The organism is Glaciimonas sp. GG7, assembly GCF_052976905.1.
In genome coordinates, this window is record NZ_JBRIIQ010000066.1 from 1 (window position 1) to 23,218 (window position 23,218).

General features: G+C 52.6%; 21 protein-coding genes. 12 read left to right on the top strand and 9 right to left on the bottom strand.

Annotated elements, in window-relative coordinates:
* From ACVBEF_RS14670 to ACVBEF_RS14695, 6 genes are all read left to right on the top strand, one after another.
* A partial coding sequence (locus tag ACVBEF_RS14670; protein ID WP_447124683.1) for a hypothetical protein occupies nt 1-698 on the top strand: 698 nt, incomplete at its 5' end.
* Nucleotides 695-1,144, top strand: a complete 450-nt coding sequence (locus ACVBEF_RS14675; protein ID WP_447124684.1) for a hypothetical protein — start codon at nt 695-697, stop codon at nt 1,142-1,144. The genes ACVBEF_RS14670 and ACVBEF_RS14675, both read left to right, overlap by 4 nt.
* A 184-nt stretch (nt 1,145-1,328) precedes the next feature.
* On the top strand, nt 1,329-1,784 hold the full coding sequence (locus tag ACVBEF_RS14680) for a hypothetical protein (RefSeq protein ID WP_447124685.1): 456 nt from the start codon (nt 1,329-1,331) through the stop codon (nt 1,782-1,784).
* A gap of 218 nt (nt 1,785-2,002) precedes the next feature.
* Complete coding sequence (locus ACVBEF_RS14685; protein WP_447124686.1) at nt 2,003-2,371, top strand: hypothetical protein; 369 nt, start codon at nt 2,003-2,005, stop codon at nt 2,369-2,371.
* Entirely contained in the window at nt 2,368-2,649 is a 282-nt protein-coding gene (locus ACVBEF_RS14690) for a hypothetical protein (protein WP_447124687.1), read from the top strand. The genes ACVBEF_RS14685 and ACVBEF_RS14690 overlap by 4 nt, the downstream gene beginning before the upstream one ends.
* Before the next feature lie 165 nt (nt 2,650-2,814).
* Complete coding sequence (locus tag ACVBEF_RS14695) at nt 2,815-3,213, top strand: hypothetical protein (RefSeq protein ID WP_447124688.1); 399 nt, start codon at nt 2,815-2,817, stop codon at nt 3,211-3,213.
* 264 nt (nt 3,214-3,477) lie between these two features.
* Here ACVBEF_RS14695 and ACVBEF_RS14700 read toward each other — a convergent pair whose 3' ends face one another.
* Nucleotides 3,478-4,503, bottom strand: coding sequence for a GSU2403 family nucleotidyltransferase fold protein (locus ACVBEF_RS14700; RefSeq protein ID WP_447124689.1), 1,026 nt, complete (start codon nt 4,501-4,503; stop codon nt 3,478-3,480).
* Nucleotides 4,504-4,787: 284 nt separating this feature from the next.
* Between ACVBEF_RS14700 and ACVBEF_RS14705 the strand changes: the two genes are divergently transcribed.
* Nucleotides 4,788-4,976, top strand: a complete 189-nt coding sequence (locus ACVBEF_RS14705; RefSeq protein ID WP_447124690.1) for a hypothetical protein — start codon at nt 4,788-4,790, stop codon at nt 4,974-4,976.
* Nucleotides 4,977-5,187: 211 nt separating this feature from the next.
* Here the strand turns inward: ACVBEF_RS14705 and ACVBEF_RS14710 are convergent, their stop codons facing one another.
* A complete protein-coding gene (locus ACVBEF_RS14710) occupies nt 5,188-10,338 on the bottom strand; it encodes a RecQ family ATP-dependent DNA helicase (protein ID WP_447124691.1) in 5,151 nt (1,716 codons plus the stop codon).
* Nucleotides 10,339-10,475: 137 nt separating this feature from the next.
* On the opposite strand from ACVBEF_RS14710, the gene ACVBEF_RS14715 reads away from it, so the two are divergent.
* The 3 genes from ACVBEF_RS14715 to ACVBEF_RS14725 all read left to right on the top strand — a co-directional run bounded on the left by ACVBEF_RS14715 (nt 10,476) and on the right by ACVBEF_RS14725 (nt 12,786).
* Nucleotides 10,476-11,645 carry a Fic family protein gene (locus ACVBEF_RS14715; protein ID WP_447124692.1) on the top strand — a complete coding sequence of 390 codons (1,170 nt, stop codon included), beginning with the start codon at nt 10,476-10,478 and terminating at the stop codon, nt 11,643-11,645.
* A gap of 119 nt (nt 11,646-11,764) precedes the next feature.
* Nucleotides 11,765-12,403, top strand: a complete 639-nt coding sequence (locus ACVBEF_RS14720; RefSeq protein ID WP_447124693.1) for a glutathione S-transferase — start codon at nt 11,765-11,767, stop codon at nt 12,401-12,403.
* Nucleotides 12,404-12,606: 203 nt separating this feature from the next.
* A complete protein-coding gene (locus ACVBEF_RS14725) occupies nt 12,607-12,786 on the top strand; it encodes a hypothetical protein (protein WP_447124694.1) in 180 nt (59 codons plus the stop codon).
* Nucleotides 12,787-12,854: 68 nt separating this feature from the next.
* Here ACVBEF_RS14725 and ACVBEF_RS14730 read toward each other — a convergent pair whose 3' ends face one another.
* On the bottom strand, nt 12,855-13,013 hold the full coding sequence (locus tag ACVBEF_RS14730; RefSeq protein ID WP_447124695.1) for a hypothetical protein: 159 nt from the start codon (nt 13,011-13,013) through the stop codon (nt 12,855-12,857).
* 361 nt (nt 13,014-13,374) lie between these two features.
* Here ACVBEF_RS14730 and ACVBEF_RS14735 point away from each other — a divergent pair, with 361 nt between their 5' ends.
* On the top strand, nt 13,375-13,884 hold the full coding sequence (locus ACVBEF_RS14735) for a nucleoside deaminase (protein ID WP_447124696.1): 510 nt from the start codon (nt 13,375-13,377) through the stop codon (nt 13,882-13,884).
* A gap of 335 nt (nt 13,885-14,219) precedes the next feature.
* Here ACVBEF_RS14735 and ACVBEF_RS14740 read toward each other — a convergent pair whose 3' ends face one another.
* A complete protein-coding gene (locus ACVBEF_RS14740) occupies nt 14,220-14,468 on the bottom strand; it encodes a DUF3297 family protein (protein WP_447124697.1) in 249 nt (82 codons plus the stop codon).
* A gap of 501 nt (nt 14,469-14,969) precedes the next feature.
* Between ACVBEF_RS14740 and ACVBEF_RS14745 the strand changes: the two genes are divergently transcribed.
* Entirely contained in the window at nt 14,970-16,232 is a 1,263-nt protein-coding gene (locus tag ACVBEF_RS14745) for an anaerobic sulfatase maturase (RefSeq protein WP_447124698.1), read from the top strand.
* Nucleotides 16,233-16,237: 5 nt separating this feature from the next.
* Here the strand turns inward: ACVBEF_RS14745 and ACVBEF_RS14750 are convergent, their stop codons facing one another.
* The 5 genes from ACVBEF_RS14750 to ACVBEF_RS14770 form a co-directional block, all read right to left on the bottom strand.
* Nucleotides 16,238-17,527, bottom strand: a complete 1,290-nt coding sequence (locus ACVBEF_RS14750; RefSeq protein WP_447124699.1) for an MFS transporter — start codon at nt 17,525-17,527, stop codon at nt 16,238-16,240.
* Nucleotides 17,528-17,744: 217 nt separating this feature from the next.
* Nucleotides 17,745-19,181 carry a coniferyl aldehyde dehydrogenase gene (locus ACVBEF_RS14755; protein ID WP_447124700.1) on the bottom strand — a complete coding sequence of 479 codons (1,437 nt, stop codon included), beginning with the start codon at nt 19,179-19,181 and terminating at the stop codon, nt 17,745-17,747.
* A 15-nt stretch (nt 19,182-19,196) separates the two neighbouring features.
* Nucleotides 19,197-20,750 (bottom strand): class I adenylate-forming enzyme family protein, encoded by a 1,554-nt coding sequence (locus ACVBEF_RS14760; protein ID WP_447124701.1) that lies wholly within the window; start codon nt 20,748-20,750, stop codon nt 19,197-19,199.
* Nucleotides 20,751-20,977: 227 nt separating this feature from the next.
* On the bottom strand, nt 20,978-21,754 hold the full coding sequence (locus ACVBEF_RS14765; RefSeq protein WP_447124702.1) for an SDR family NAD(P)-dependent oxidoreductase: 777 nt from the start codon (nt 21,752-21,754) through the stop codon (nt 20,978-20,980).
* 204 nt (nt 21,755-21,958) lie between these two features.
* On the bottom strand, nt 21,959-23,116 hold the full coding sequence (locus tag ACVBEF_RS14770) for an acyl-CoA dehydrogenase family protein (RefSeq protein WP_447124703.1): 1,158 nt from the start codon (nt 23,114-23,116) through the stop codon (nt 21,959-21,961).
* Between the last annotated feature and the right edge of the window lie 102 nt (nt 23,117-23,218).

A 23,218-nucleotide genomic window follows, 5' to 3' on the forward strand; every position in this document is an offset into this window, starting at 1 on the left:
CACCCCTCCTGTATCAAAAGGTCGGTGACTATCTTGATCAGAGCAAAGCAAATACGTTGCCGGATTTGGCGGTGGGGGTGTTGACGATTGCCGCGGGGAAAGTGGCTGGGCGGATGCCGGTGGTGCAGACGGGGGCTGCGGGTAAGAAGATTGCTGCCAACAAAGATACGACGCCAATTAGTAATGCAGGGGTTGATGGAGAAATGGTTGGGCATCGACCTGTAGACCGGTTTTCTTTTAATAATGGACGCACTCAAAATGCAAGTGAAATTAATTTGCTACATGGCGAATATAGCAATGTAGCTCCCTATAAAGTCGGTACTAAAGTTATTGACACGACTTATAAGCCTGGTACACGTTTGTATATGATTGTTGATAAAGACGGAAGAGTGGCGGTTTGGGGATCGCCGCAGCCGATTATTAGTTCCCTTGATGCAAGGACTACTTATGCAAGGACTACTTATGCAATTACGCCGCAATTTAAACCAGATATACCTCTACCAAACGGCGGTACAGGTTTATACATAATGGAAGTAGAGGTCGTAAAATCATTACCAACACGTGTAGGTATTGTGGGGGATCAAACGTATAAAGGCATTACGTATGCAGGGGGAGGAAGCCAAGTTGAATTTTTGGTCCCCGCTGATCAACGTACAAATTATTTAAAACCGCTAGGCAGCCCGAGCTTACTAAAATGATTACAAATTTTCAGCTAATACTAATTGGTGGTGCTTATGACGAAATAAATAATCCATTTTTTCGTGAAACACCTAGAGCCAGTAATCTATTGTCTGCTTCTGCTATCGGTTGTCGTTGGCAAACTGATGGTACGTGGATAGTAAAGTTTGAAGGATTTCCTAAAAAAGATTGGACACCTACAATTTCAGCTAGTCCTCTACCCGATCATTCGGGGGTAGTGTTGGTTGAAATTGATTATGACTTTACTCGAAATAACAACGCTATCATTTTTAATCAAGATGGCTCAGAGCGCATACGTTTAATCAGTCCGTTTGGCTATTTTTCTTCGGTTTATTATGAAAATAATCAATTGGGATTTTATGTGGTAAACGACAGAGATATCGAGCGCTGGTATGCCTATGATGTTGCAACAAACGAGTTTACCCGTTGGCATCCTGTTAGGTGATATGCAATATTTTTCGTACGACAAAAACATCACCTTTTCCTTCGACGGCGACTAGAACAGTTTTGCGTTCGAACTCACCAACAAAGGTAACAAAGACCATGCAATTTTATGTATAGGAGGTAATTTTCGTATGAAAATAAAAACGAGTTCTATTGGTATTTAGTTCAAGAAAATCGCTTTTATAGTGTTATTTTTTGGTATATCGCGGGCTGCTGAAGCTGAAAACTGGGTGCACCTACAGCGAGTTAGTGACCCTAAAATTAGTCAATCTGATCGGGGGCCATATGATGAATATTTAGATACTGATTTTATTGATTTCGATGGGAAGTGGACGCTAATTAATACAAAGATAGTATCTGACGAATCAGCTAATGAATACCACGGGAAAATGGAGCTGTGGACATGGGGAATATCATGTCGAGAATTAAAAATGGGAAGTAAAGGGATTCGTCAATTCTTGGATGATGATGGGGAGAGCGAACAATACAGTAAGGTTTCAACGGTGGCAGATTTAGATCGTTTTTCAAGGATAATTCAGCCATTTCAGAAGGAATCGGTGAGCACGATTTTTTTTGTATATGCATGCTTTGGTGCCACACCGAAAATGTGGGCTGAGAGAGAAAAGTCCATCACTCAGTAAAAAATATTACTTCAAAAATTTTTTATGACAATGTATTAATTTAGGAAAATCTCTACAAAAAATGACCGACGCTGACATGCTGGTAGTAACCACTACACCGCCAACGCCAACGGTCAATCGCGCAAATCTTCGACCCGGAAAAGATCAAGAAACAGCAAGAACTTGCAGGGCTGATTGGCGACGTGGGTAATCAGGCAATTGGCCTCATCGGGCAAAAAATGGACTTGAAAGAAGGTGGTAAAGAAAAGATCGCCTTGCATGCGATAGTCGGATTTTTGCAAGGACAAATGGGAGGCGCAAACGGTTTAATCACCGGTACTGTCGCGGGAGCCACCGAGGCCATCGGCACGCTGGTGGCCGCCTATTTGCAGCAACACACCGAACTCAGCCCCTCCGAATGTAATGCGATTCAGCAATGGAGTGCAGCGATGACGGGCGGTCTGCTTGGAACTGCGTTAGCAGGCAATACGGCGGGTGGATTACCTGTAGCTGCAGCGGTTCGTATTACCGCGATCATTGATTTAGCGGGAGGCTGGGATGCATTAGTTAAACGTACTAAAGAAGAATTAGCAGGAAGTGAGAAATGAAAATATTAACTCCAAAAAACAAAAGAAATTTTCTTTGGATGCTTATTTTTGGTGCCATTATTCGAACTATATTTTTATATTTTACACAAAATTTGAACGCAGCTTTATGGGTAGGATTTTGTTTTCTTGGGCCAATTTGGATTACATACGCTCTGTTTTATAACAAGGATATGTATGGTCCATTTAGTTGGAACAACGGAGAGAATCAAGTCGGAAGAGTCGGAATTTCTATATTCAATTGGGGAATTTACTTGTTATTAATTTTTAAAAATTTTTGAGTCATCATCGGTATTTGATTAAATGCAACGCCACTTTTGAAGTAAGTGCTAGCGTGGCACTCATTAACAACACAGTATTTTTATCGATGAATTTAAACTAGGGAGTTAAATAGTATTGCAACATAAACCGAACTTGATTTTTAATAAGAGCAACGCTTATATCGCATGGACTATATTTTTGATTTAATTAAATACGCTATGCTCACCGAGATTGGGAGTGGTAGAAAAGCCGCTCCTGGATGGGCATATGTTGTGTCTGCATGTCTAGCTTTGTACGGTTGGCGGGGGGTGCAACAGATGCGCTCGAAAATAAAGAGAGTTCAGAACGAAGCCCAGAAGCAGTTGAGTTCTGAAAAGACGTTATCTGCCACTGCCTTAACCGCGAACGATGGTCGAAAAATTAGTGCGGTCATTAAGGAAACCGGTCGTATATATGTCTTGAGTATCTCCACCCAAAGTTCAGGCAACGAAAAAACAGAAATTCTGGAAGAGTTTGATTCTGTTGGTGCTCTTTCTGCATTTCTTGAATCAAAGACAGTACTGCGCTTAGGAGACTTTAAATAACGTGATGATGACTTTTGATGACTTTTGATGAGTTATGGATATTCTTCATCATTTTCTGTCTTTTCAAAGTAACGGTAATTTTACGTCACCGATGGAAGATTAAATTTCAGGGGAAGTTCAGTATTTTATCGTCGGGTTGTTTGTTTTGAGTTGAGTGATGTCTGCGGCGCTGTATCGGTGGCGGGGGTTTGATGAGATTGAACTTACACGGGCGGTATTGACGGAGGAGCATGTGGATCGTGTTTGATGGTCCGCTGACGTCAATTAGCCGCCCAGACATTCATGCAACGTCCCCTTCAGTGCCGGGTAGTCAGATACTTGGTCCACCAGAATATTGAGCAAGGGTTTGATGGCGGCAGTCATCAAAACGGGTGCATTGTTGAAGGCAAGCCTGAGGGCAAAAGAATCGGTATCGGCAAGTACTGCAGCAAGAACCAGGGCTTGTTGCACGTCCTTCGCAGCCTTCTCTGGAAAACCACGCCTTTGCGTGCTCGAATAAAGTTTGTGCCAGACAAATCTGGCGGCCTGAGGCAGGCGAATCGGAATGCAATGCCCTCCCGCTAGCATCGCGCCCGGTTCCGGAGAGTCCAGCAGATAATCGTAAAAAGGCACCGTCTGCGCCGACCACTCAAGCTCAGGCATACTCACCGTGGCACCAGCGACTTTGCCGGGAGCCAGCATGTCAACCCGCAAGCCTTGGACGCCCGGGAGTTTTACGGATGTCGATGGTGCCGTCGATGGCAAACCCGGCACAGCCACAAAAGGCAATCCGGTCGCTTGCATAGTGGCTAAAAACGGCAATGGTGCACCTAGCCTGAGCTGTTGTCGACGGGCCAGATCGACATCCATCGTCCGTGCTGTGATGGCAATGACGCCCAGTTCATTGAGCAGGGCCATATAGCCGAGAGTCCCCACCATTACCAGACCCGCTTCAAAGGCTTGTCGGTTGTGTAACTCGACGAGTACGCGGGCTACCGACTTGTCGGCAACCTGAAACCCCAGTTTGCGCAACGAAGACACCTGTACCGCACCCCATTCGCTAAACGCCATACGCTCACGCATGTCCTCAAGCCCCGCGTCATCTCCGTCTTTACAGATAAGGTCTTCCCACTGTTTCCCGGGGACCGGGTAAAAGACGCGATACCAATACGAATAACCTGTCCCCGAGCGCAATGCCAGTGAACCCGGCGTACCCGGTAATAAGGCTCCGGCCCCCAATGTACGCTCCTTGAGCTCGGCGTACTGGGTGCGGAAGGCTAATTCATGTTCTCGGTATAGCAGGGACTTCATTATTTACCCCATAGTTTTTAATTTCATGGGGTAAATTTAGCATGGATTGGAAGGGTGTTGGGTAGATGCTGGGCGACATGTAAGCCGATGCCCAAAAATATTCTATTGCAGTAGTTAATCAATTGCTATTATGTTAATAATTTTAAAGCCATAAAAATTTATCGGATTTGCATGTGGATATTAATAAGCTAATACACGACGCTGACTTCGATGTGAAAACTAATGCCCTCGGAGTAATTCGTTGCGGTTCATTTAGCACCGGCGACTTATCGAAATTCGACAAAATGGCCCGAATTGATACGGTCGATAGCGAGCTACTTGCACGCCAATTGATCTTGTCGATCGCTCGTAAGTTGACTGGAGACGATGAGCTCGATTCGGTCTGTGGCGGGCCATCGCTCACTGAAAACGAGGTTTCCGAAATAACACGAAGCGAGTTTGATGATTTCGGTAATCAATTCGTAGCGCGGTGACTCAGAGTCAGATCAAATTCACCGCCGAGTAATAAAGCCATCGAATTTATAAACGCCGGTTATGAGATTCTGGCACCCGCAATTATTGCGCATACTGATTCTCAGCGCGATCAGATGGAAAGAATTCTGGGAAAAGCATAGTCAAATATCTTCGGAGGATCGGTAATCGCAGCCACACAGGTGATGCATGAAAAGTGGGTTTCAAATATATTCAACTCTCCGGCTCAAAAACCAGTTCCGGCAACACCACTTCCCAGCGCTCGCAACGGGCAAAACCACGATATTCCGGTTCCGCATCATCACGCCGCCGGACGATGATTGCACTCACGCGTCCAGCGATACAGCGCATGCCCGGCGGTGGGGTATAGGCTTGCGCAAGGGTCCCGACGGTGATGCCTGATGTATCGGCCAGCTCCCATTTCTTCGCGCCCGCTCTTAAGGTAAGCGGGTCGCCAACGCAGAGCGCAGCAATGGCGAGATGGGCGGGGTCGTGGCTGGGGCATCGTCCGGCAAATCCTAAGTCCACATCTTTGAGCGTGAGGCGCTGATAACGGCGCTGCATTTCCGGGCCGCGTTCTGGCAGCACTATCGGTGGACGATGCAGCGTATTAACCGATCCATGCAACGTCTCCAGCAAGACATTTTTCGGTGCCCAATGCGCCAGCGTGAGGGTTTTTTTGGCGCGGGTCATGGCGACGTAAAACAAGCGACGCGGTGCATCGGTGTCTTCATTGCGTCCGAGCCGATCCCAGTTGCCGTCCAGAATCGCCACATGATCGAATTCCAATCCTTTGGCGCGATGCGCGGTCAATAGCAGGCATCCGGTTTGCCGCCGCCGCGCCTCGCGGGTCCATTCGGCCAGCCATTCGATGAAATGTGCGACGGGCCATTCGGCGTCGGTAGCGCCGGTTGTTTCTGCGACATATTCTTCGATCGCATCGCGCAGCAAGGTCCACCAAGGGCCGCTCGGTTGTTGGGCTAACCAGCCCTTGATTTGGGCTATATCGATGTGCTTATTTTCTTGCTTATGTTCCTGTGCCTGCAGCCATTGCACCAACGCCTGAGTCTCACGCATACGCCAGAGTTGGGATGCTTCTTCATTGGCGATCTGTACGGGAATGCCCTGTAGTTCGCAATAGCAGCGTACCGGGTTGAGAAACTCCCATTCACGCGCAATGACGGCGACACGGCACCAATCCCAGTGCGGATCTAACGCGGAGAGACGGGTTAATTCGGCCATTACCGACTCGGCCTGCGCGATGGCGCAATCGATTTTTGCCAGTATTTGTATCCTGCCGTGTGCGACCGGATCGATTGCGTCCCATTCCCCGCCAGATGCAGATTTAAGTCGCGCGCGATTGATCGCCACGGGATTGTCAATTTTCATGCGATGGCGGGCGGGGGCGATGATGCTGTTGGCGGCGGCAATAATATGCTGCGTTGAGCGGTAGTTTTCGATCAAAAATATCGGCTTGGCAGCGTAGTCTGATTCAAAGCGGCGAATGAACTCTACGGATGCGCCGTCGAATGCATAAATATTCTGATCATCGTCACCAACGGCGAACAGGCTGAGTCGGCCATCTTCTTCTGAGCGCGTGCGGCCCGCCAGCGCCGAAATCAATTCGTACTGGTCCGGGCCGATGTCTTGATATTCGTCCACCAGAATCCAGCGAAATGCAGCCAGCAATTGATCGCGCTGTTCGTCTGCTTCATCGGGCGGCAAACCGTCACCCTTGAGTAGCGCGATGGCTTGCCGCAGGACTTCTTTAAATGCGTTTTCATCCTGAAAAGCGCGACTGGAAAAACTTGCGCCAGCCAAGCGCATGGCGAACGCATGGCAGGTCAGTACTACGACCCGTTTGGCGTCATCGCCGATCAGGGCCGTCAGACGTGTGCGAATTTCTACTGCGGCGTGGCGGTTGTAGGCCAGCGCCAGAATGCTGCGCGGGTTTTCGCGTTTGACACGCACCAGATACGCGATGCGATGGACTAGCACACGGGTCTTGCCGGAGCCGGGGCCTGCTAGTACCAGCACATTGGTTTGTTCCCGATCATCGGTGACGATTTTTTGTTGATGGGGATTGTTGAGGTCTTCAACAATGCGGCGCCATGAGCCGGGCGTGGTTTGTCGTGCCAGTTCTTTTTCGCGCGCCGGTAACCAGCGTTGCATGAAGTCGTCGCGCTCCAGGCTGAAATAATCCATGGCCAGTTGTATGGCATGGGCGATGGTCTGCAAGCCGCGGGCGACGTATTCGGCCATGACGTGAATCTGCACAATCTGTTCGTCGTAATGTAGTTTTAAGGGGGCGAAATCAGCTTTCACAAAGTTGCGTTTGTCGACTCCCAGACGGATCGTCATGGCTGGCCGGAATATCGCTAATCCCTTGTTGAGTCGAATGATTTCCTGTTCGTGCAACCACAGCAATGCGCGGTCTAATAGTTTGGCCGTATCTTTTACTTCGTTCTTGAGGAGCAGGTCCGCTTCAATCACAGCATGCAGTTTTCCCAGCGTCGTCACGGCTAACAAATCGGTGCCGCGTGACCCGGCAGGTAAGGTCGTCAGCAGATGATCAACGACTAATGCTGCTGCATTACGCCGTAACTGTGCCGTTTTTGCCAGTGCGCTCCATTCTCTTTGCAGCGTCACCTGAAGGGTTTCTGCATCGAGTCGGCGTAGTCGGATACTGCCGGTGCCGCCTTCTTCGCTACGGCCATCGCTGGCAAGGCTGCGGGCAATGCGGGCTAATTTTTCTGGTAGCGCGGTGGCGTGTCCGGCGTCTTTGAGGGCTTGCGTTGCATGGCGTAAATGTAGCAAGGTGGTGTCGCCTTTGGCAAGGTCGGGCGCGGCCAGTCGTAGCGCATCGATCAATGCAGTTTCTAATGCGGCGGCTTCTTCCTGACGCTTTAAAGATGCCCGCTCAACCCCGGTATGGATAAAAGCGGTTAAGGTGGTGTCGTTGCTGGCGAGCCCGAGTTTTTCAAGATCGTAGAGGGCCGCACGGACCTTGTCAGCGGACAGTCCGGATACGCCCATCAATTCATCGGTGGAAATACCGTCATCCGCATCTGCCGAAATCAGCGCATCGACTAAGGCCAACAACTGGCGGCGATAGTCTTCAAACAGGGATGTTTTGGCGAGTTTTATTTTCGCTTCTGCTACCGATCCGACGCGCAAGGATGATGGAAAAATGTGCACGCGGTTTTCTTCCCGTGTGAGCAGGGCGGCTTCTTCCAGCCATGAAATACCGGTGCGCACACGGGTGTCGTCGGTGGCCGAGTCACGCGCAAAATGGGCATCGATATCTTCGGCCAGAATCTCGCCAGCGGTGGCGATGATTTCACCTTCCAGATGTTTTTTTCGGTTAAGGTTTTTGAGCGCTTTTAAGACGGCCTGAATTTCTCGTTGTGTCAGGCGAGAGCGCGCCGACATGCTGAACTGTCTTTCTACATCTTCTGCCGTGTACAGCAGAACACAGCGTGCGCAAGCCCGATCCCGGCCTGCGCGACCGGCCTCTTGCATATAGTTTTCAATCGAGCCGGGAATGTCGGCATGAATCACCAGCCTGACGTCGGGCTTGTCGATACCCATTCCAAAAGCATTGGTGGCAACAATGACGCGCAACTCGCCACTGATGAATTTCTGCTGGGTACTTTTTTTAGCGTCGGGCGCACACCCCGCATGAAAATATCCGGCCTCTACATTTTTCTCGCGCAAGTACTCGGTGATCTCTTCGGTTTGTTTGCGCGAGGCGCAATACACAATCGCACCGCCCTCGGCGTCGGGCGGTAAATCCGACATCAGCAATTGGTAGATATGGGTGAGCTTTTCAGCCGGGGTGGTGGCGGCCACGGAAAAGGTGAGGTTGGTGCGGCGTGCGCCGCCGTTCAGTGGCGTCAGTGCAATCCCGACTTTGTCGCGAAAGTAGCCGACCATGTCAGCGATCACATCCGGTTTTGCGGTCGCGGTCAGGCACAGTATCGGAGGGATGGCAGCGGCCCCGGCGTTTTCTTTGATAAACCGTCCGACATACCGATAGTCAGGCCGAAAATCATGGCCCCATTTAGAGATGCAGTGCGCCTCATCTAATACCCATGCGCCGATCTCCCGTTGCGCCAACACTTTTCGCAACGCACGATTACGTAGCTGTTCCGGTGACACGATCAAAATGCCAATATCGCCTAGCCGGACCCGATCAAGAACGTCAGCGCGCTCCGGCATAGACAGCAACCCATTGATGGCCGCGCAGCAGGCAATCCCACGCGCCTCCAGACCGGTTACCTGATCCGACATCAGCGCCACCAGCGGTGAAATCACAATCGTTAATGCGCCGGTTTTGTCATAGCGCGACAACGCCGGAACCTGATAACACAAGGATTTACCCGTGCCGGTCGGGAGGATGCCGAGTACATGCTGGCCCTTTAAGGCCGCCTCAACAATCGCTTGCTGCACCGGATGCCCTTGCGCATCGGCGGGTTCTGGTCGAAATGCGGGAAAACCGAACCAGCGTTGCAATTCCTTCTGCGCATCATGCCGCTCGCTACACCACGCGCAGCTCGGCTCGCCACAAGCGGTATCCCGCAACAACTTGACCAGTTCGCCAGCCTTGGGAAATTGATGGCGCACCCACGGCGGCATGACGGAGTTTCCTCCGGCCACCGACAGCCATGACAGCGCATAGGCCAAGGCCCAACTATCATCGGGCGCGTCCCTGAAGATCGTCTCTGCATGCATCAGGCAAGCCTGCCCCGATAGTAGTCGCATGATCGCTGCACAAGCCGCCGTTTGCGATGGTCGCGCTGCCCGGCGTACTGTCATAAATAAGGAATTGAGGCCGGATGTCACGGTGTCGGACGTCGTCAGACGATGCCAGGCCAGCAATAAATCGGGCGCTTGTTCCTGCATCGCCTGAAATGCCTGCAACTGGTCACGAAACACCCCCAGCGTGAGCCGCGCATCCAGCTCCGGGTCATTCAGGTTGCCGCGCTGGAGGCGTCCGTCTTGGTAGTGTTTGACCAGATGGTGATAAGGATTGCGCGGAAACGCCAGCGGATTTAAGCGCAGGGTATCGACCGCTGGCAGTGCGAGCAAACGCAGATCGGGCCTGGCCACCGCCAGATGCGGAAGGTCAAAATCGATCAGGTTATGCCCGAGCAGAAAAGAAGTGCTGCGGGCCAGCTCGTCCAATTTGATGAGCGCCGCGCCAAGCTCGCCTTTGGTAAATACCAGGGTTGCGTCGGTTTCTCCGTGGACTGCCGCGAAACTGTGTATCTGCGCATCTTTGACGCCGACTTCGAGGTCGATGGACAGGCAGCGTGGGGTAAAGGTGACGGGTTTGCGTGGTTTTGGGAGGGGATCGGTCATTGGCAAATGGTAGGGCAAATTGGCTGGGTTAATTTAGTTGGTTGGTGGTTTTTTATTATTTATATGTGTCATGACTGTAGCTGACGAGTACGCGTGAGCCGTATATAATCAAAATACGGCTCATAGAATGATTTGAAATGTCAAAAAATACACCTCAAAAACGCTCCTATATCTGGCAGCGCCCTGCGTGGCCTGCGTGGGAGTACGACAGCCAGATAATCGAAGCATCGCTCGCGCAAGCACGTCTCCAGCAGGGCCGGGTACTGGGGAAGGCACAAGTAGTCGGGATGACAACGGAAGCCCTGACCCGCGTGGTCAATGCTATCTGGATCCAGGAAATTGTGGCGACCGCTGCCATCGAAGGTCAGACACTCGACTTCGACCAGGTACGCTCTTCCGTGATGCGCAAACTGGGTATTGCCGATGCCGGGTCATCGCCACGCCACGTCGATGGTTTGGTCGATGTCATGCATGATGCGATCCAACATTTTTCGACACCATTGGATGCCAATCGACTGTTCAGGTGGCAATCGGCGCTATTTCCCGGCGGTACATCAGGGATACAACGTATTGAGGTTGGAAAGTTTCGCACTTTCACCGATCCCATGCTTATTGTCAGTGGACGACCGGGCAAGGAGGTTGAGCATTACCGTGCACCGGATTCCGCGCACGTGCAGGAAGAAATGGCGCGGTTCCTGGCGTGGTTTAACCAGCCAAGTGCAACCGACGGTATTGTGCGCGCGGCGATCGCTCACCTGTGGTTTGAGACCGTCCACCCTTTCGAGGATGGAAACGGTCGCATCGGTCGGGCCATACTCGACATGGCGATCGCGCAAGATGCACGGTCGGCGGTTCGCATCTATAGCATGTCGCGTCAATTACAGGAAAATCGCACCGCATATTACGACGCGCTCAATGCCGCGCAAACGGGCGATCTTGACATCACGCAATGGATCAATTGGTTCGCTATACAGTTCGCTGCTGCATGCATGAAATCAGAAGTACTCATCGATCTGGCTCTTGAGAAGGCTGCTTACTGGGCCACGCACGCCGGGCATGCATTCAATGAGCGCCAGCGCAAGGTGCTGCAAAAGTTGCTCGATGCTGGTGACGGAGGATTTTTGGGTAGTTTGACGGCAGAGAAGTATTGCAAAATAACCGGAGCATCTAAGGCGACCGCGACCCGAGATTTGACGGACTTGTTGCAGAAGGACGCCTTAGTTGTACGCGGAGTCGGTAAGGCAACCAAATACGATGTGAAGGTTCCTGGTTGGCGGCATGATGACAGTGAGAATGGTCTGGGCTGACCATCCGGTAAGCATGGGAAGTTGTTGGTAGTTAATATTGCATGTTGTGTAATTGACATTATTAATTAATGCAGAGGCGATACCGCCCCTGCAAATCGTCAGTCCCAAAGGAAAACCCCATGCAACTCATCGGTATGCTCGACTCACCTTACGTGCGCCGCGTCGCGATCTCGCTGCAATTGTTGAATGTGCGCTTCGAGCATCTTTCTCTATCGGTCTTCAGCACCTACGCGCAGTTTCAGGCAATTAATCCGGTCGTTAAAGCACCGTCTCTGGTCTGCGACGATGGCGATGTACTCATGGATTCAACATTGATTCTTGACTACGCCGAGGCGCTCGCCGCCTCAGGCAAGAGCCTCATGCCCGTTGATATCGTTGAGCGTCAACATGCGCTGCGGGTAGTCGGGCTGGCGCTGGCGGCGTGTGAAAAGAGCGTGCAGATCGTCTACGAACGCAACTTGCGACCTGCCGAGAAAATGCACCAACCCTGGGTCTTACGCGTGACCGGCCAACTGATCGCGGCCTATGACGCGCTTGAGTCGGAACTTGCCCGAAGGCCACTTGGGGTGAGCAGCAACACCATCAATCAGGCTGGTGTGACAACAGCGGTGGCGTGGCACTTTACGCAGATGATGATTCCTGATGTGGTTGATGCTGCACGCTATCCGCTGCTGGGCAAGTTTTCATCGGAGGTGGAGTTGCTGGCAGAGTTCAGGGCTGCGCCGCATGGGGCGGGGACATATCGGGATGAGGGATAGTTTTATTAGAGCGACCTCGATAAAGCGACTCACGATGGTAATGCTGTTCAGTTAATCTGGATAACCGTTCGGGCTGAGTAGCCCATCGGGCGTATCGAAGTCAGCGCTGGCAGGTACGCCTTCGATACGCTTCGCTACTCAGTCTGAACGGTTTCTTAACTGAACGGTATTAGCTCACGATGGTGTGTGACAGGTAATTGGCAATGAACAAAAAACTTAAAACCAATAGCCGTATTTTCGAAGCGGTGCATGAAACGGCAAACGACCTGCACCGACTTGGGTTTATCGACAAACGCAAGATGCACAAGTTTGATTTGCTGTGTCTTGATCCGATACCGGAGTTCCGCAGTGAAAAAAATCGTGTACTACGCGATCCCTTGTAGTTGCGTCAATCGGTGCTTGCTGCGGTGTTGAATACGGGTGTGTCGACCATGCGCAAGTGGGAAGTCTGCTAATGTTTGACGATTCGGTCTGGCTTGCTTTGTTCTGCCGTCGGTTTTACGTCTGGTTTGATGTTTTTGAGGGCACGTTTAAACACCTTCAGTTGGCGCGTATCAAATAATTGATTGCGGCCCAGTTCGCTGCTTGGTTTAATCCTGCCATCCTGCACATAGCGTCGGAATGTTGAGATGGAAACATCTAAATATTCGGCTGCTTCCTGAGCGGTAAATTCTGCGTTGGTCAGGTGTTCGAATAGTTGCTTATGGCTGGTATTTTCATTGCCAAATGCGCTGGTGCTCAGTAGCGAAAAAAGCGAACGCGCTCGTTCTCTGGCATGGTTTTAAGATCATCAAAAAGTTCTTCTGCTGTCATGATGCTCATAGGGTTATCTCTCCGATTTCAAATAGCGTTTGAGGTCATCATAAAACTCTCATACGTTCCCAATGGATAAAAATCGATTATTTGTAATTCGATCCCTGTATGTTGACCTTGCTAGTTGATAATGTGTTGCCAATAGGGAGAACAATACAATGAACACCGACACTAACATCCAACCCCCCAATCTCTCCACCCGCGACGTGGCGCTATTACGCCAGTCAATCGCCTTATCCGAAGAGTCAAAGCAACGCGGCCGCCACCCTTTCGCGGCGCTGGTCGCCGACGAGGACGGTAATGTCGTCGTCACTGCCGGCAACAACTCTATGCCGCCCGAGGGTGATCCCACTCAGCACGCCGAATTGATCGCCGCCGCGCGCGCCGCTCAGAAGTTGAGTCCGGAGCAGCTTGCCAGAAGTACGCTCTATACCAGTGCCGAGCCATGCTGTATGTGTGCCGGTGCGATCTACTGGACCGGTATTGGCCGGGTCGTGTATGCATTATCCGAGCATACTTTGCTGGGACTGACCGGGGATCATCCTGAAAATCCGACGTTTTCTTTGCCGTGCCGAGAAGTGTTTGCGCGTGGTCAGCGTCTGGTTGAAGTGGTGGGGCCGGTGTTGGAAGATGAGGCTGCCAGACCGCATGAGGGGTTTTGGAAATAAGTAGGACTTACGCAAAATCGCCCCAGCGGCGTTACGCCCGCCTGGCCGTACTAGCGTACTGTCTTCGTCAGTCTGCCTTGCTGGAACGATTTTGCGTAAGTCCTAATAAGAAAGTGATAAAGGGTAGGGGGCTTGCGTCAGGCTGTTTTCAACTTTGCCAGCCTTATATTTGTAATTGCATCAAATGGATAAGACTGGTTGCGCTCAGTCGCCACTTTTCGATTGCTGATGGGTTTCGGATAACAGCGCACGTGTAATCGCTATCAAAAAACGTTAGCGCATACGTCCTTGCAGCCAATCAAAAAAGTTAAGACATGCTGATCAAAGAACAGCATCTATCGGTAGAAAGGTTCAACCATGCCTTTTATTTTCGTTATTAAGGGGTTGCCCTTCCGATCTAGCGCCTTTCCGGCGGGGACTTTAATCCATCCCTCGCTGATGCAATATTCCTCAACATCGAAGTGCTCTTTATCGTTCAGTTTAATACCGACATCATGTTCAAATATGGCCGCAATATGGTACGGGCTACGAGGATCGATTGAGAGCCGATCAGGAAGTGGGGGGCGGTTTAGAGTATCGTTCATGACGACAATTATCAACGATAAGATTAACCAAAACATTTTTTTGTTTGGTTTTTCTAAATTATTTGGTTGACCGCAGTCGACCAATAGCGTTCGGACAAGTTTCCCTGATAACTGACTGCTTCAGACTGGGTGCGGTCAGCCGCTACTTCCATGCATTGTCGCGTTTCGGCCAACTGCTGGCAGTGGCTACTACAAATGAACTGACCTCAACCGCTACACTCCAGCCCGTCAAACAAGTTCCTCAGCAAGTCTGTCCAATCTCAACAACCCCGTGCATCGCATGAAGGACGCACGCGTTTCCGACAAGAAATCCTTTTCTCCTCAAGACTTGCAATCTGGTCAAAGTCCCGAAAAAGGTCCATCCCGACCACCATCTTGATCCCAATGACCTGTCAACAATCCCTTCCCCCTATACCGTAATAACAGCAACGGCGATGTAACCCCCGGCCACCCCGTGCAAGCATCCAATCCACCCATAACAACTCTGTCATCCCCCAAACCATGACCCCCAATCCCTCCACATCGCTAACAGGCATCCATCTGATGGCCAAGCCGATCGGGCCGCTTTGCAATCTTGATTGCGGCTATTGTTTTTATCTGGAAAAAGAAAGTATGTTTCCGCCTCGCCAGCGGTTTCGGATGTCGGACGAGTTGCTGGAGTCCTATGTGCAAAGTTATATCGCCGCGCAAGCTGCGCCGGAGGTGGAATTTACCTGGCAAGGGGGTGAGCCGACCTTGATGGGGGTAGCGTTCTTTGAACGCGCCGTTGTGTTGCAGCGTCAGTATGCGCAGGGCAAGACGATCCGTAATACTTTGCAGACCAACGGGACTTTGCTCGATGATACATGGGGCGCTTTTCTGAAACGTGAAGGTTTTCTGGTCGGCGTCAGTCTGGACGGGCCGCCTGCTTTGAATGATGTGGCGCGGCCTGATAAAAAAGGGCGTTCAAGTTATGCCGATACGGTGCGCGGGCTGGCGGTGTTGGGGCGCTATGGGGTGGACTTTAATGTGCTGGTGACGGTTTCTGCCGCCAATGTGGATCATCCGCTGCAGATTTATCGCCATCTCAAAGAATTGGGTGCCAATTTTATGCAGTTCAATCCGGTGGTAGAGCGTGAGGCACAGCCTAAAGAAACGGTGATTGGATTGCACTTTGCTGTGCCCCCTGCGTCAGGGAGTGCGATGAAGCCGGTAGCACGCCGTATGGAAGCCGCCCCAACAGTCACTTCACACACCGTCGGCGCACTGGCCTACGGTACATTTCTCAGCACGATATTCGACGAATGGGTGCGTCAGGATGTCGGCAGCGTACACGTCATGAATTTTGAATGGGCACTGGCGTCATGGTGTCAGCTGGCCCCCGGCGCGTGTATTTTTAGCCCGCGTTGCGGTAAGGCCGCGATAGTCGAGCATGAAGGCAGCGTGTATTCCTGCGACCATTTCATGTATCCCGAATATCGCCTGGGCAATCTGGAGACCGACGATCTGGTGACGATGATGGATTCACCCGCGCAGCAAGCGTTTGGTGCGGCCAAAGAAACCACGCTGCCGGGTGATTGCATCCGTTGCGAATTTCGTTTCGCCTGCCACGGTGAATGTCCGAAGAATCGGTTTATCAACACCGCCGATGGCGAACCGGGGCTGAATTATCTGTGTGCTGGCTATAAGCATTATTTCCACCACATCACCCCGGCCATGAACATCATGGCGCGTTTGTTGGGTGAGGGGCGCTCAGCCGATGAAGTGATGGAACTTATTGCGTGAGGCACTTACTTGTTGTGGTATCGGGCCACATCCTCTTTATACGAGCGTGACGCCAGCATAAACAGAATCGCCGCAACGATGGAGACGCAGGGTGCAAAGCTAAGTGCAGTGTTGAGATTGGTCATTTCTGACAAGATGCCCACCAGATACGGACCCGGTGCCAGCCCAAGCAAACTCGCCCCCAACACCGCCGTTGCCGTGACCGTCGCGTGCACCGACGGATGGGTGACATCAATGACCATCGCCACCGCGCAACCGCCGTGACCGGCAGCGAACAAGGCACCGCCCAAGAGCAGCGCCAGACCAAGCGCGCCAGGCGGTAGCGTAAAGGCGGCCATCAGCATCAGGCCCGAGAGCAGCGCGTAAGCTGCGGGGACCACGGCGCGAAACTGTGGACGTCCTTTGCTGAGCCGATCAGCGATACCGCCGCCAAACAACATTCCGATGCCTGCAGCAAGGACGACCGCCGCCGCCATCAGCGCGGCCTTTTTGGGATCGAATCCATAGACGCGATTAAAGTAAGTCGGGGTCCAGGCGATCAGGATGCCGGGAATCCCCATCTGCAGGCCGAAAGCGAGAAAAGTAAAGTTGCCCGAACGGGCGGCAAATACCTGTTTAACGATAGTCAAAAAGCGTAGTTTGGGGACGGCAGCATGCTCGGCCGGGGCTTGTGGGGTCTGGTAATCGCGCACAAAAAAGGGATACAGCGCGGCTAACAACAAGCCCGGCACGCCGACCGCAAAGAACGCATAGCGCCAGCCAAATTGCGTCGCCACAGCGCCACCGATGACGACGCCAAGGACTGAGCCGAAGATGCCAGCCGACTGAAACGCCCCCAGCACCGCCGAGCGCCTTCCTATCGGAAAGGTATGCGCCAACAGTGCCGCCCCCGCTCCGGCATAGGCCGCCTCGCCCAAGCCAACCATCGCACGGGCCATCAGCATTTGGTTGTAGTTGGTGGCAAACCCGCAGGCAATGGTCGCAAAACACCAGACAAAGGCCATCAGCGTGATGCTTTTAACGCGGCCCCAACGGTCGGCAATTAGCGACAACGGAACGGTCATGATGCCGACCACCAGCGAGACGATGCTGACCAAACCACCAAGTTGCGAGTCCGAGACGCCCCATTCAATTTTCAGCAAAGGGAACACCGCGCCCATCGCCTGACGTGACAGATAGTCCGACAACATCAAGCCAAACGTTAATCCGAATACGGTCCAGGCGTAGGCCTTGGAACCCTGATAACCGTCCGCCATGCTGGCCTGACCCGGCTGTAATATGCCCACGACTTTCATATCTGTCTCCTTTATTTTTTATGGTCAGACTGTATTCGGGTGTGTTGGCATTTGAAGTTTAAAAAATCCGTTCGTACTGAGTAGCCCATAGGGCGTATCGAAGTAGTTGCATGCTTTGGCGGATCTTCGATACGGCACTGCGTGCCTACTCAGTCCGAACGGGGGTATGGATTCAAATGTCAACACGCCCTCATCAATCTGCTTCAATTAATCTGCTTCAGTCAACCCTGCGTCCCGGTAACAACGGGTCCGCCTTCCCCAAAAAGATATGCGATATCAAGCGCTGTATCCGCGTCCCATACGGCGGACGAAACAGATGCACCGGAAACCAGCGATGCACGCTCAGTACCGATTTGCCATGCGACAAAGTGCGAAATCCTTCCGGTCCGCGCCAGCTTCCCATCCCCGAATTGCCAATTCCGCCAAACGGCAAATCGCCCTGAAACACATGCCACGCCCAATCATTAATCGTCATCCCGCCAGCGTGCACATCGCGCACCAACAATGTCTGTTCATCCTTATTGGTACCGAAGTAATACAACGCCAGCGGACGGGGCCGGGCGGTGATGTAGCCAATCGCCTGCTCCATCGATGCACAGGCGAGTACCGGCAGGATAGGGTTAAACAGCTCTTCCTGCATGATGCGCATGTCCGCCGTCACGCCGGTGACCACTTGCATGGCAATGATGCGGTTACCGTCACCGGGGCCGCAAGAGAACACTTTCGCGCCTTTGGCTACGGCGTCGGCCAGCAATGCACGCGCCCGGTCGGCATGGCGGTCTGAGGCAATGCTGGTGTAATTCGCTTCGCCCACCGGGTCCGGGACCATCCGTTGAAACGCCGCCACGGCAGCGGCAACAAAGGCATCGACCCGGTCACTCGGCACCAACGCGTAGTCAGGCGCGACACAGGCCTGACCGGCGTTAAACGCCTTGCCGTGCGCGATCGATTCGGCGGCAGCAACGATGGAGGCTGAGCGCGACACAATTGCGGGAGATTTGCCGCCCAACTCCAGGGTCACCGGTGTCAGATTAGCGGCGGCTGCGCGCATGACCTCTTTGCCCACAGCGGGTGAGCCGGTAAAGACAATGTGATCGAGCGGCAAACTGGCAAAGGCTTGCGCGATATCGATGCCGCCACCAAAAATCGCCACCTGATCTTCTGAAAAAATCTCCGCCAGCATGCGGCGCAACACCGCCGTACTGCGTGGCGAAAATTCAGACATTTTGATCATCACCCGATTGCCTGCCGCCAGCGCCGTAATCATCGGGCCGACCGCTTCGACGATCGGAAAATTCCACGCCGCAATCACACCGACCACGCCTTTGGGCTGATACACCACCTTGGCGCGATTGGTAAGGAACATCCAGTCGGTGCGGCGACCTTGCGGCTTCATCCAGCGTTTCAGATGGGACAGCGCATGGTCAATCTGCAGGGCCGGAAACATCACGTCGAGCATTTTGCATTCGAACTCCGAGCGCCGACCGAAATCGTCGCTCATCGCCGTTGAGAGTTGATCCTGATAGCGCTGCAAAGCTTCACGCACGGCTTTCAGATCGCGTCTGCGTTGCGCCAGTTCGGGAAACGGGGTGGCGAGGCAAGCGCTGCGCTGCCGCTCCAGGACGGCATGCAGATTCTCAATGGTGTCGTTCATGTTGATATCCCTTTATCAAACTGAGCGCCACTGATCGCCCCAAAATTTCGCCCGTACATCTTTTTTGAGCAGCTTGCCCACCGCACTGCGCGGCAGTTCCGTCCAGAACTCCACGCTTTTCGGCGTCTTGGTACTGCCCAACTGTTCTTTGCACAAGGCCATGATGTCTTCTTCGGTAAGCGTCTGGCCGGACTTGAGCTGGATCACGGCTTTAATCGCCTCGCCCCATTTCTCATCCGGCACGCCGACCACGATGCAATCGAGCACCGCAGCGTGACCCTGAATCACTTTTTCAATCTCCACCGGAAACACATTGAAGCCGCCGGTGACGATCATATCCTTGATTCGGTCCACGATCGTGACATAGCCGCGTGCATCCTGAATCCCGACGTCGCTGGTGTGATGCCAGCCAAAGGTCGATACCGCCGCGGTGTCTTCGGGCTTTTTGTAATAGCTCTGCATGACCATCGATGAGCGCACCACAATCTCGCCACGCTGGCCTGCTGGCAACAAATTGCCGTCGGGGTCCATGATCGCCAGACGGGCCACGTCAACCGCTCTGCCTGCGGCTCTGACGACTTCTTCATCAAAGCTGCCATCGCTCTTGAGATAGTCGGATGGCCCTTTAATCAGGATAGGAATCAAGGTCTCGGTCTGCCCAAATCCCTCATACATAATCGGCCCGAACACCCGTACCGCTTCCTTGAATTTTTCCGGCGCAATCGGCGCTGCGCCGACGATAAAAGCCTTCAGCGATGAAAAATCAGTCTGCTTGGTTTTTGGATGCGCCAGCAAACCGTAGATCGCCGTCGGCGGCAGGTAAAGATGGGTGATTTTTTCTTTTTCGATCAGCGCCAGGACGACTTCAGGATCAAAGCCGGGCATGATCACATTGACGCCGCCCTTGATCGTAAATCCCAGCGCCAGCAAACCGGCGGCGTGGGTCAGGGGAGCGATACATAAATGGCGCGATTCGGCCGTCACATTAAACCCGTTAGCCAGACCGATGCCCATAAATTCCAGCGTGCGATGCGTGTGCACCGCACCTTTGGACGGCCCTGTTGTGCCGCCTGTCGGCTGCAAAAAGGCGCGTGCGTTAGGGTCTTCCGGTTGATTGCGGAAAGGTTGCTGGCAATCCTTGAGCCAGTCGTCCATAGACTGGCCATGCTCGGAGGCGCGATCAATGCAGATGTACAACTTCGCTTTCGTCAGCGTTGCCTTCAACACCGGCATACTGCTCTCAAAATAACTATGGAAAAATACGATATCGGTATCGAAGTATTCCAATACCTCGGCATTGGTTTCTATCGTGTTGCGGATATGCACCGACAGCCAGGCCATGTCCGACAAGTTGATTCCCAGATGCAGCAAGCTGACCCGATAATCGTTGGGCGCGTAGATCGCCACATGCGTGCCTGCTCCGGCTTGCCGTGCACGGGTCAAACCGTGTGCTACTGCATGCACATATTGTTGGGCTTCGCCGTAGGTGACGCGGGTTGCGCCATCGACAAAGGCTAGGTTCTCCGGACGCAGCGCAGCTACTGCGTCGAAATAATCCGCTAATCGCATTTTTTATCTCCTCCGGTGTTCGTTTTTTAGTGTTAGTTCGAAACTACACAAAAACTATTTTTCTTTATAGCGTGTTGACATATAAGTCCGTTCGGACTGAGTAGGCACACAGTGCCGTATCGAAGATGCACCAACGTATGCAACTACTTCGATACGCCCTTGCGGGCTACTCAGTACGAACGGGGTTTATTAAAATTAAATGTCAACCTACGCTAATTTTCTTTGAATTATTTCGCCCGCATACGCGACGCTGCATCCAGCCGTATGGTTTCGCCATTGATGTAAGCATTCTCAATGATGAACGCACAGCAATGCGCAAACTCGCGCATGTCGCCCAGACGCTTAGGCGCTTCCATTTGTTCTTTCAACGCGCCGAGAATTTTTTCATCCAGACCGGCCACCATCGTGGTCAAAAATAATCCGGGGGCAATCGCGTTGACGCGCACGCCGATAGAACCAAGTTCACGGGCAGCGGGAATATTCATGCCGATAATCGCCGCTTTGGTGGCGGCGTAGGCGCTCTGTCCGATCTGGCCTTCGTAGGCTGCGCCGGACGAGACGTTGATGACCACGCCGCGTTCTTCTCCCGCTTCGGCTTCGTTTTTTGCCATCTGCTCGGCGCATTTGGACATGACGTTAAAGACGCCATTGAGATTGACCGCCGTGATTTGCGCAAAACGCGCCAGCGGCGCAGCCTTGCCTTCTTTGCCCAGAATCTTAAAGCCGTTCGGTATCGCCGCGCCGTTGATACAGACATGGATCGCACCAAAGCGTGCCATGACAGCATTGACCGCTTGCTGAATCGACTCTTCGTTGCTGACGTCGGCTTGCACGAACATGGCGCGGTCAGCGCCAATCTCGGCGACGGCTTTTTCGCCAGCGTCAACGTTCACATCGACAATCGCTACGCGTGCATTTTTTTCCTGCACCAGATAGTGGGCGGTCGCCAGTCCGAGACCTGACGCGCCGCCGGTGATGACAATAACTTTGTCTTGAATACGCATAATTTTCCTAAATAATCTTATAAAGTCCGTTCGGACTGAGTAGGCACGTAGTGCCGTATCCTTCGATACGCTGCGCTACTCAGGACGATCGGAAGATGCGCCGACGCATGCAACGACTTCGATACGCCCTGGCGGGCTACTCAGTACGAACGGGTTTTTTGGTCGAAAATGTCAATATGTCCTTGGTTTTTAAATCAACCTTAATCAGAACGCGTTCACGCCGGTCAGCGCCCGTCCGATGATCAACTGCTGTATTTGTGTCGTGCCTTCCGGAATCGGCACGATGATCGCTTCACGTGCTAGTTTTTCTACCAAAAAGTCCTTGGTCACGCCGTTGCCACCGTGAATCTGCACCGCTTGCCGTGCAATCGTGACCGCTGCTTCGCAGGCAAAATATTTCGCCATCGCCGCTTCCATCTCCGCCGGTATGCCCGCTTCGATCATGGACGCCGCACGTTGCGTGAGCAGACGGGCTGCGTCCACGTTGGTCGCCATTTCAGCCAGCATTGCAGAGATCAATTGGTGACCGGCGATCAGCTTGCCGTGCTGCTTGCGTTCTTTGGCGTAACGCACCGCTTCTTCCAAGGCGCGGCGGGCAATACCCAGACCTTGCGCGGCGACAAACACACGCGAGCGCTCAAACATGGACAGCGTATTTTTTAACGCCTCGCCTTCATTGCCGAGCATATTCGACGCCGGTACGCGCACATCGGTGAGAAAAATTTGCGCTGTCGATTGACTGTTCCAGGCGATTTTGTGGATATCACGGACTTCGTAAGGATGCTCTTTTCGGTCCAGCAAAAAGTGCGTCAGGCCACGGCGTGGATCGTCGCCGGTGCGGCAAGTACAAATCAGGATATCGGAATACGCGCCGTTGCTAATCCAGGTTTTTTCACCGTTGATGATGAAGTCATCGCCATCGCGCCGTGCACGGGTTTTGATCTCCAGCACGTTGGAGCCGACATCCGGCTCCGAGATGGCAGCGCTGCAAAATAACTCGCCGTTGATCAGGCCCGGCAGATAGCGTTCACGCAAATGCGGCGGTGCCAGCTTGGCGATCATCTGGGCGCAGAAGGAATTGATCAGGACCGGGACCGACAGATCGATGGAAGTGGTCGCCACTTCTTCGAACAGCATGATCATGGTCAGCCAATCCAGACCCAGACCGCCATCGGCCTCGCTGACGACGCCGGAGATCAAGCCAAACTGGGATAACTCACGCATGAGTTCGCCCATTTTTTCTTTCGGCACAAACTTGTCGCGATACTCTTTGTTGAATAGTGGATCTGCTTTATCGTCCAGATAGCGTCGCAATCCATCGACTGCACTTTGTTGTTCTTCGGTTCTGAATACGTAGCTCATTTTTTATCCTTAATTTATTGTTTAGCCAGAATCGTGATCGCCACCACGGCTTCTTCAATCCCGTACAAACCGCCGCCGTTTTCTTGAATCGCTATCCGGGCG

What these genes read in the sequence shown, in the direction of transcription:
- ACVBEF_RS14675 (WP_447124684.1), top strand. Translation starts at nt 695, where the DNA reads ATGATTACAAATTTTCAGCTAATACTAATTGGTGGTGCTTATGACGAA.
- ACVBEF_RS14685 (WP_447124686.1), top strand. Translation starts at nt 2,003, where the DNA reads ATGGACTTGAAAGAAGGTGGTAAAGAAAAGATCGCCTTGCATGCGATA.
- ACVBEF_RS14690 (WP_447124687.1), top strand. Translation starts at nt 2,368, where the DNA reads ATGAAAATATTAACTCCAAAAAACAAAAGAAATTTTCTTTGGATGCTT.
- ACVBEF_RS14695 (WP_447124688.1), top strand. Translation starts at nt 2,815, where the DNA reads ATGGACTATATTTTTGATTTAATTAAATACGCTATGCTCACCGAGATT.
- ACVBEF_RS14700 (WP_447124689.1), bottom strand. Translation starts at nt 4,503, where the DNA reads ATGAAGTCCCTGCTATACCGAGAACATGAATTAGCCTTCCGCACCCAG.
- ACVBEF_RS14705 (WP_447124690.1), top strand. Translation starts at nt 4,788, where the DNA reads ATGGCCCGAATTGATACGGTCGATAGCGAGCTACTTGCACGCCAATTG.
- ACVBEF_RS14710 (WP_447124691.1), bottom strand. Translation starts at nt 10,338, where the DNA reads ATGACCGATCCCCTCCCAAAACCACGCAAACCCGTCACCTTTACCCCA.
- ACVBEF_RS14715 (WP_447124692.1), top strand. Translation starts at nt 10,476, where the DNA reads ATGTCAAAAAATACACCTCAAAAACGCTCCTATATCTGGCAGCGCCCT.
- ACVBEF_RS14720 (WP_447124693.1), top strand. Translation starts at nt 11,765, where the DNA reads ATGCAACTCATCGGTATGCTCGACTCACCTTACGTGCGCCGCGTCGCG.
- ACVBEF_RS14725 (WP_447124694.1), top strand. Translation starts at nt 12,607, where the DNA reads ATGAACAAAAAACTTAAAACCAATAGCCGTATTTTCGAAGCGGTGCAT.
- ACVBEF_RS14735 (WP_447124696.1), top strand. Translation starts at nt 13,375, where the DNA reads ATGAACACCGACACTAACATCCAACCCCCCAATCTCTCCACCCGCGAC.
- ACVBEF_RS14740 (WP_447124697.1), bottom strand. Translation starts at nt 14,468, where the DNA reads ATGAACGATACTCTAAACCGCCCCCCACTTCCTGATCGGCTCTCAATC.
- ACVBEF_RS14745 (WP_447124698.1), top strand. Translation starts at nt 14,970, where the DNA reads ATGACCCCCAATCCCTCCACATCGCTAACAGGCATCCATCTGATGGCC.
- ACVBEF_RS14750 (WP_447124699.1), bottom strand. Translation starts at nt 17,527, where the DNA reads ATGAAAGTCGTGGGCATATTACAGCCGGGTCAGGCCAGCATGGCGGAC.
- ACVBEF_RS14755 (WP_447124700.1), bottom strand. Translation starts at nt 19,181, where the DNA reads ATGAACGACACCATTGAGAATCTGCATGCCGTCCTGGAGCGGCAGCGC.
- ACVBEF_RS14760 (WP_447124701.1), bottom strand. Translation starts at nt 20,750, where the DNA reads ATGCGATTAGCGGATTATTTCGACGCAGTAGCTGCGCTGCGTCCGGAG.
- ACVBEF_RS14765 (WP_447124702.1), bottom strand. Translation starts at nt 21,754, where the DNA reads ATGCGTATTCAAGACAAAGTTATTGTCATCACCGGCGGCGCGTCAGGT.
- ACVBEF_RS14770 (WP_447124703.1), bottom strand. Translation starts at nt 23,116, where the DNA reads ATGAGCTACGTATTCAGAACCGAAGAACAACAAAGTGCAGTCGATGGA.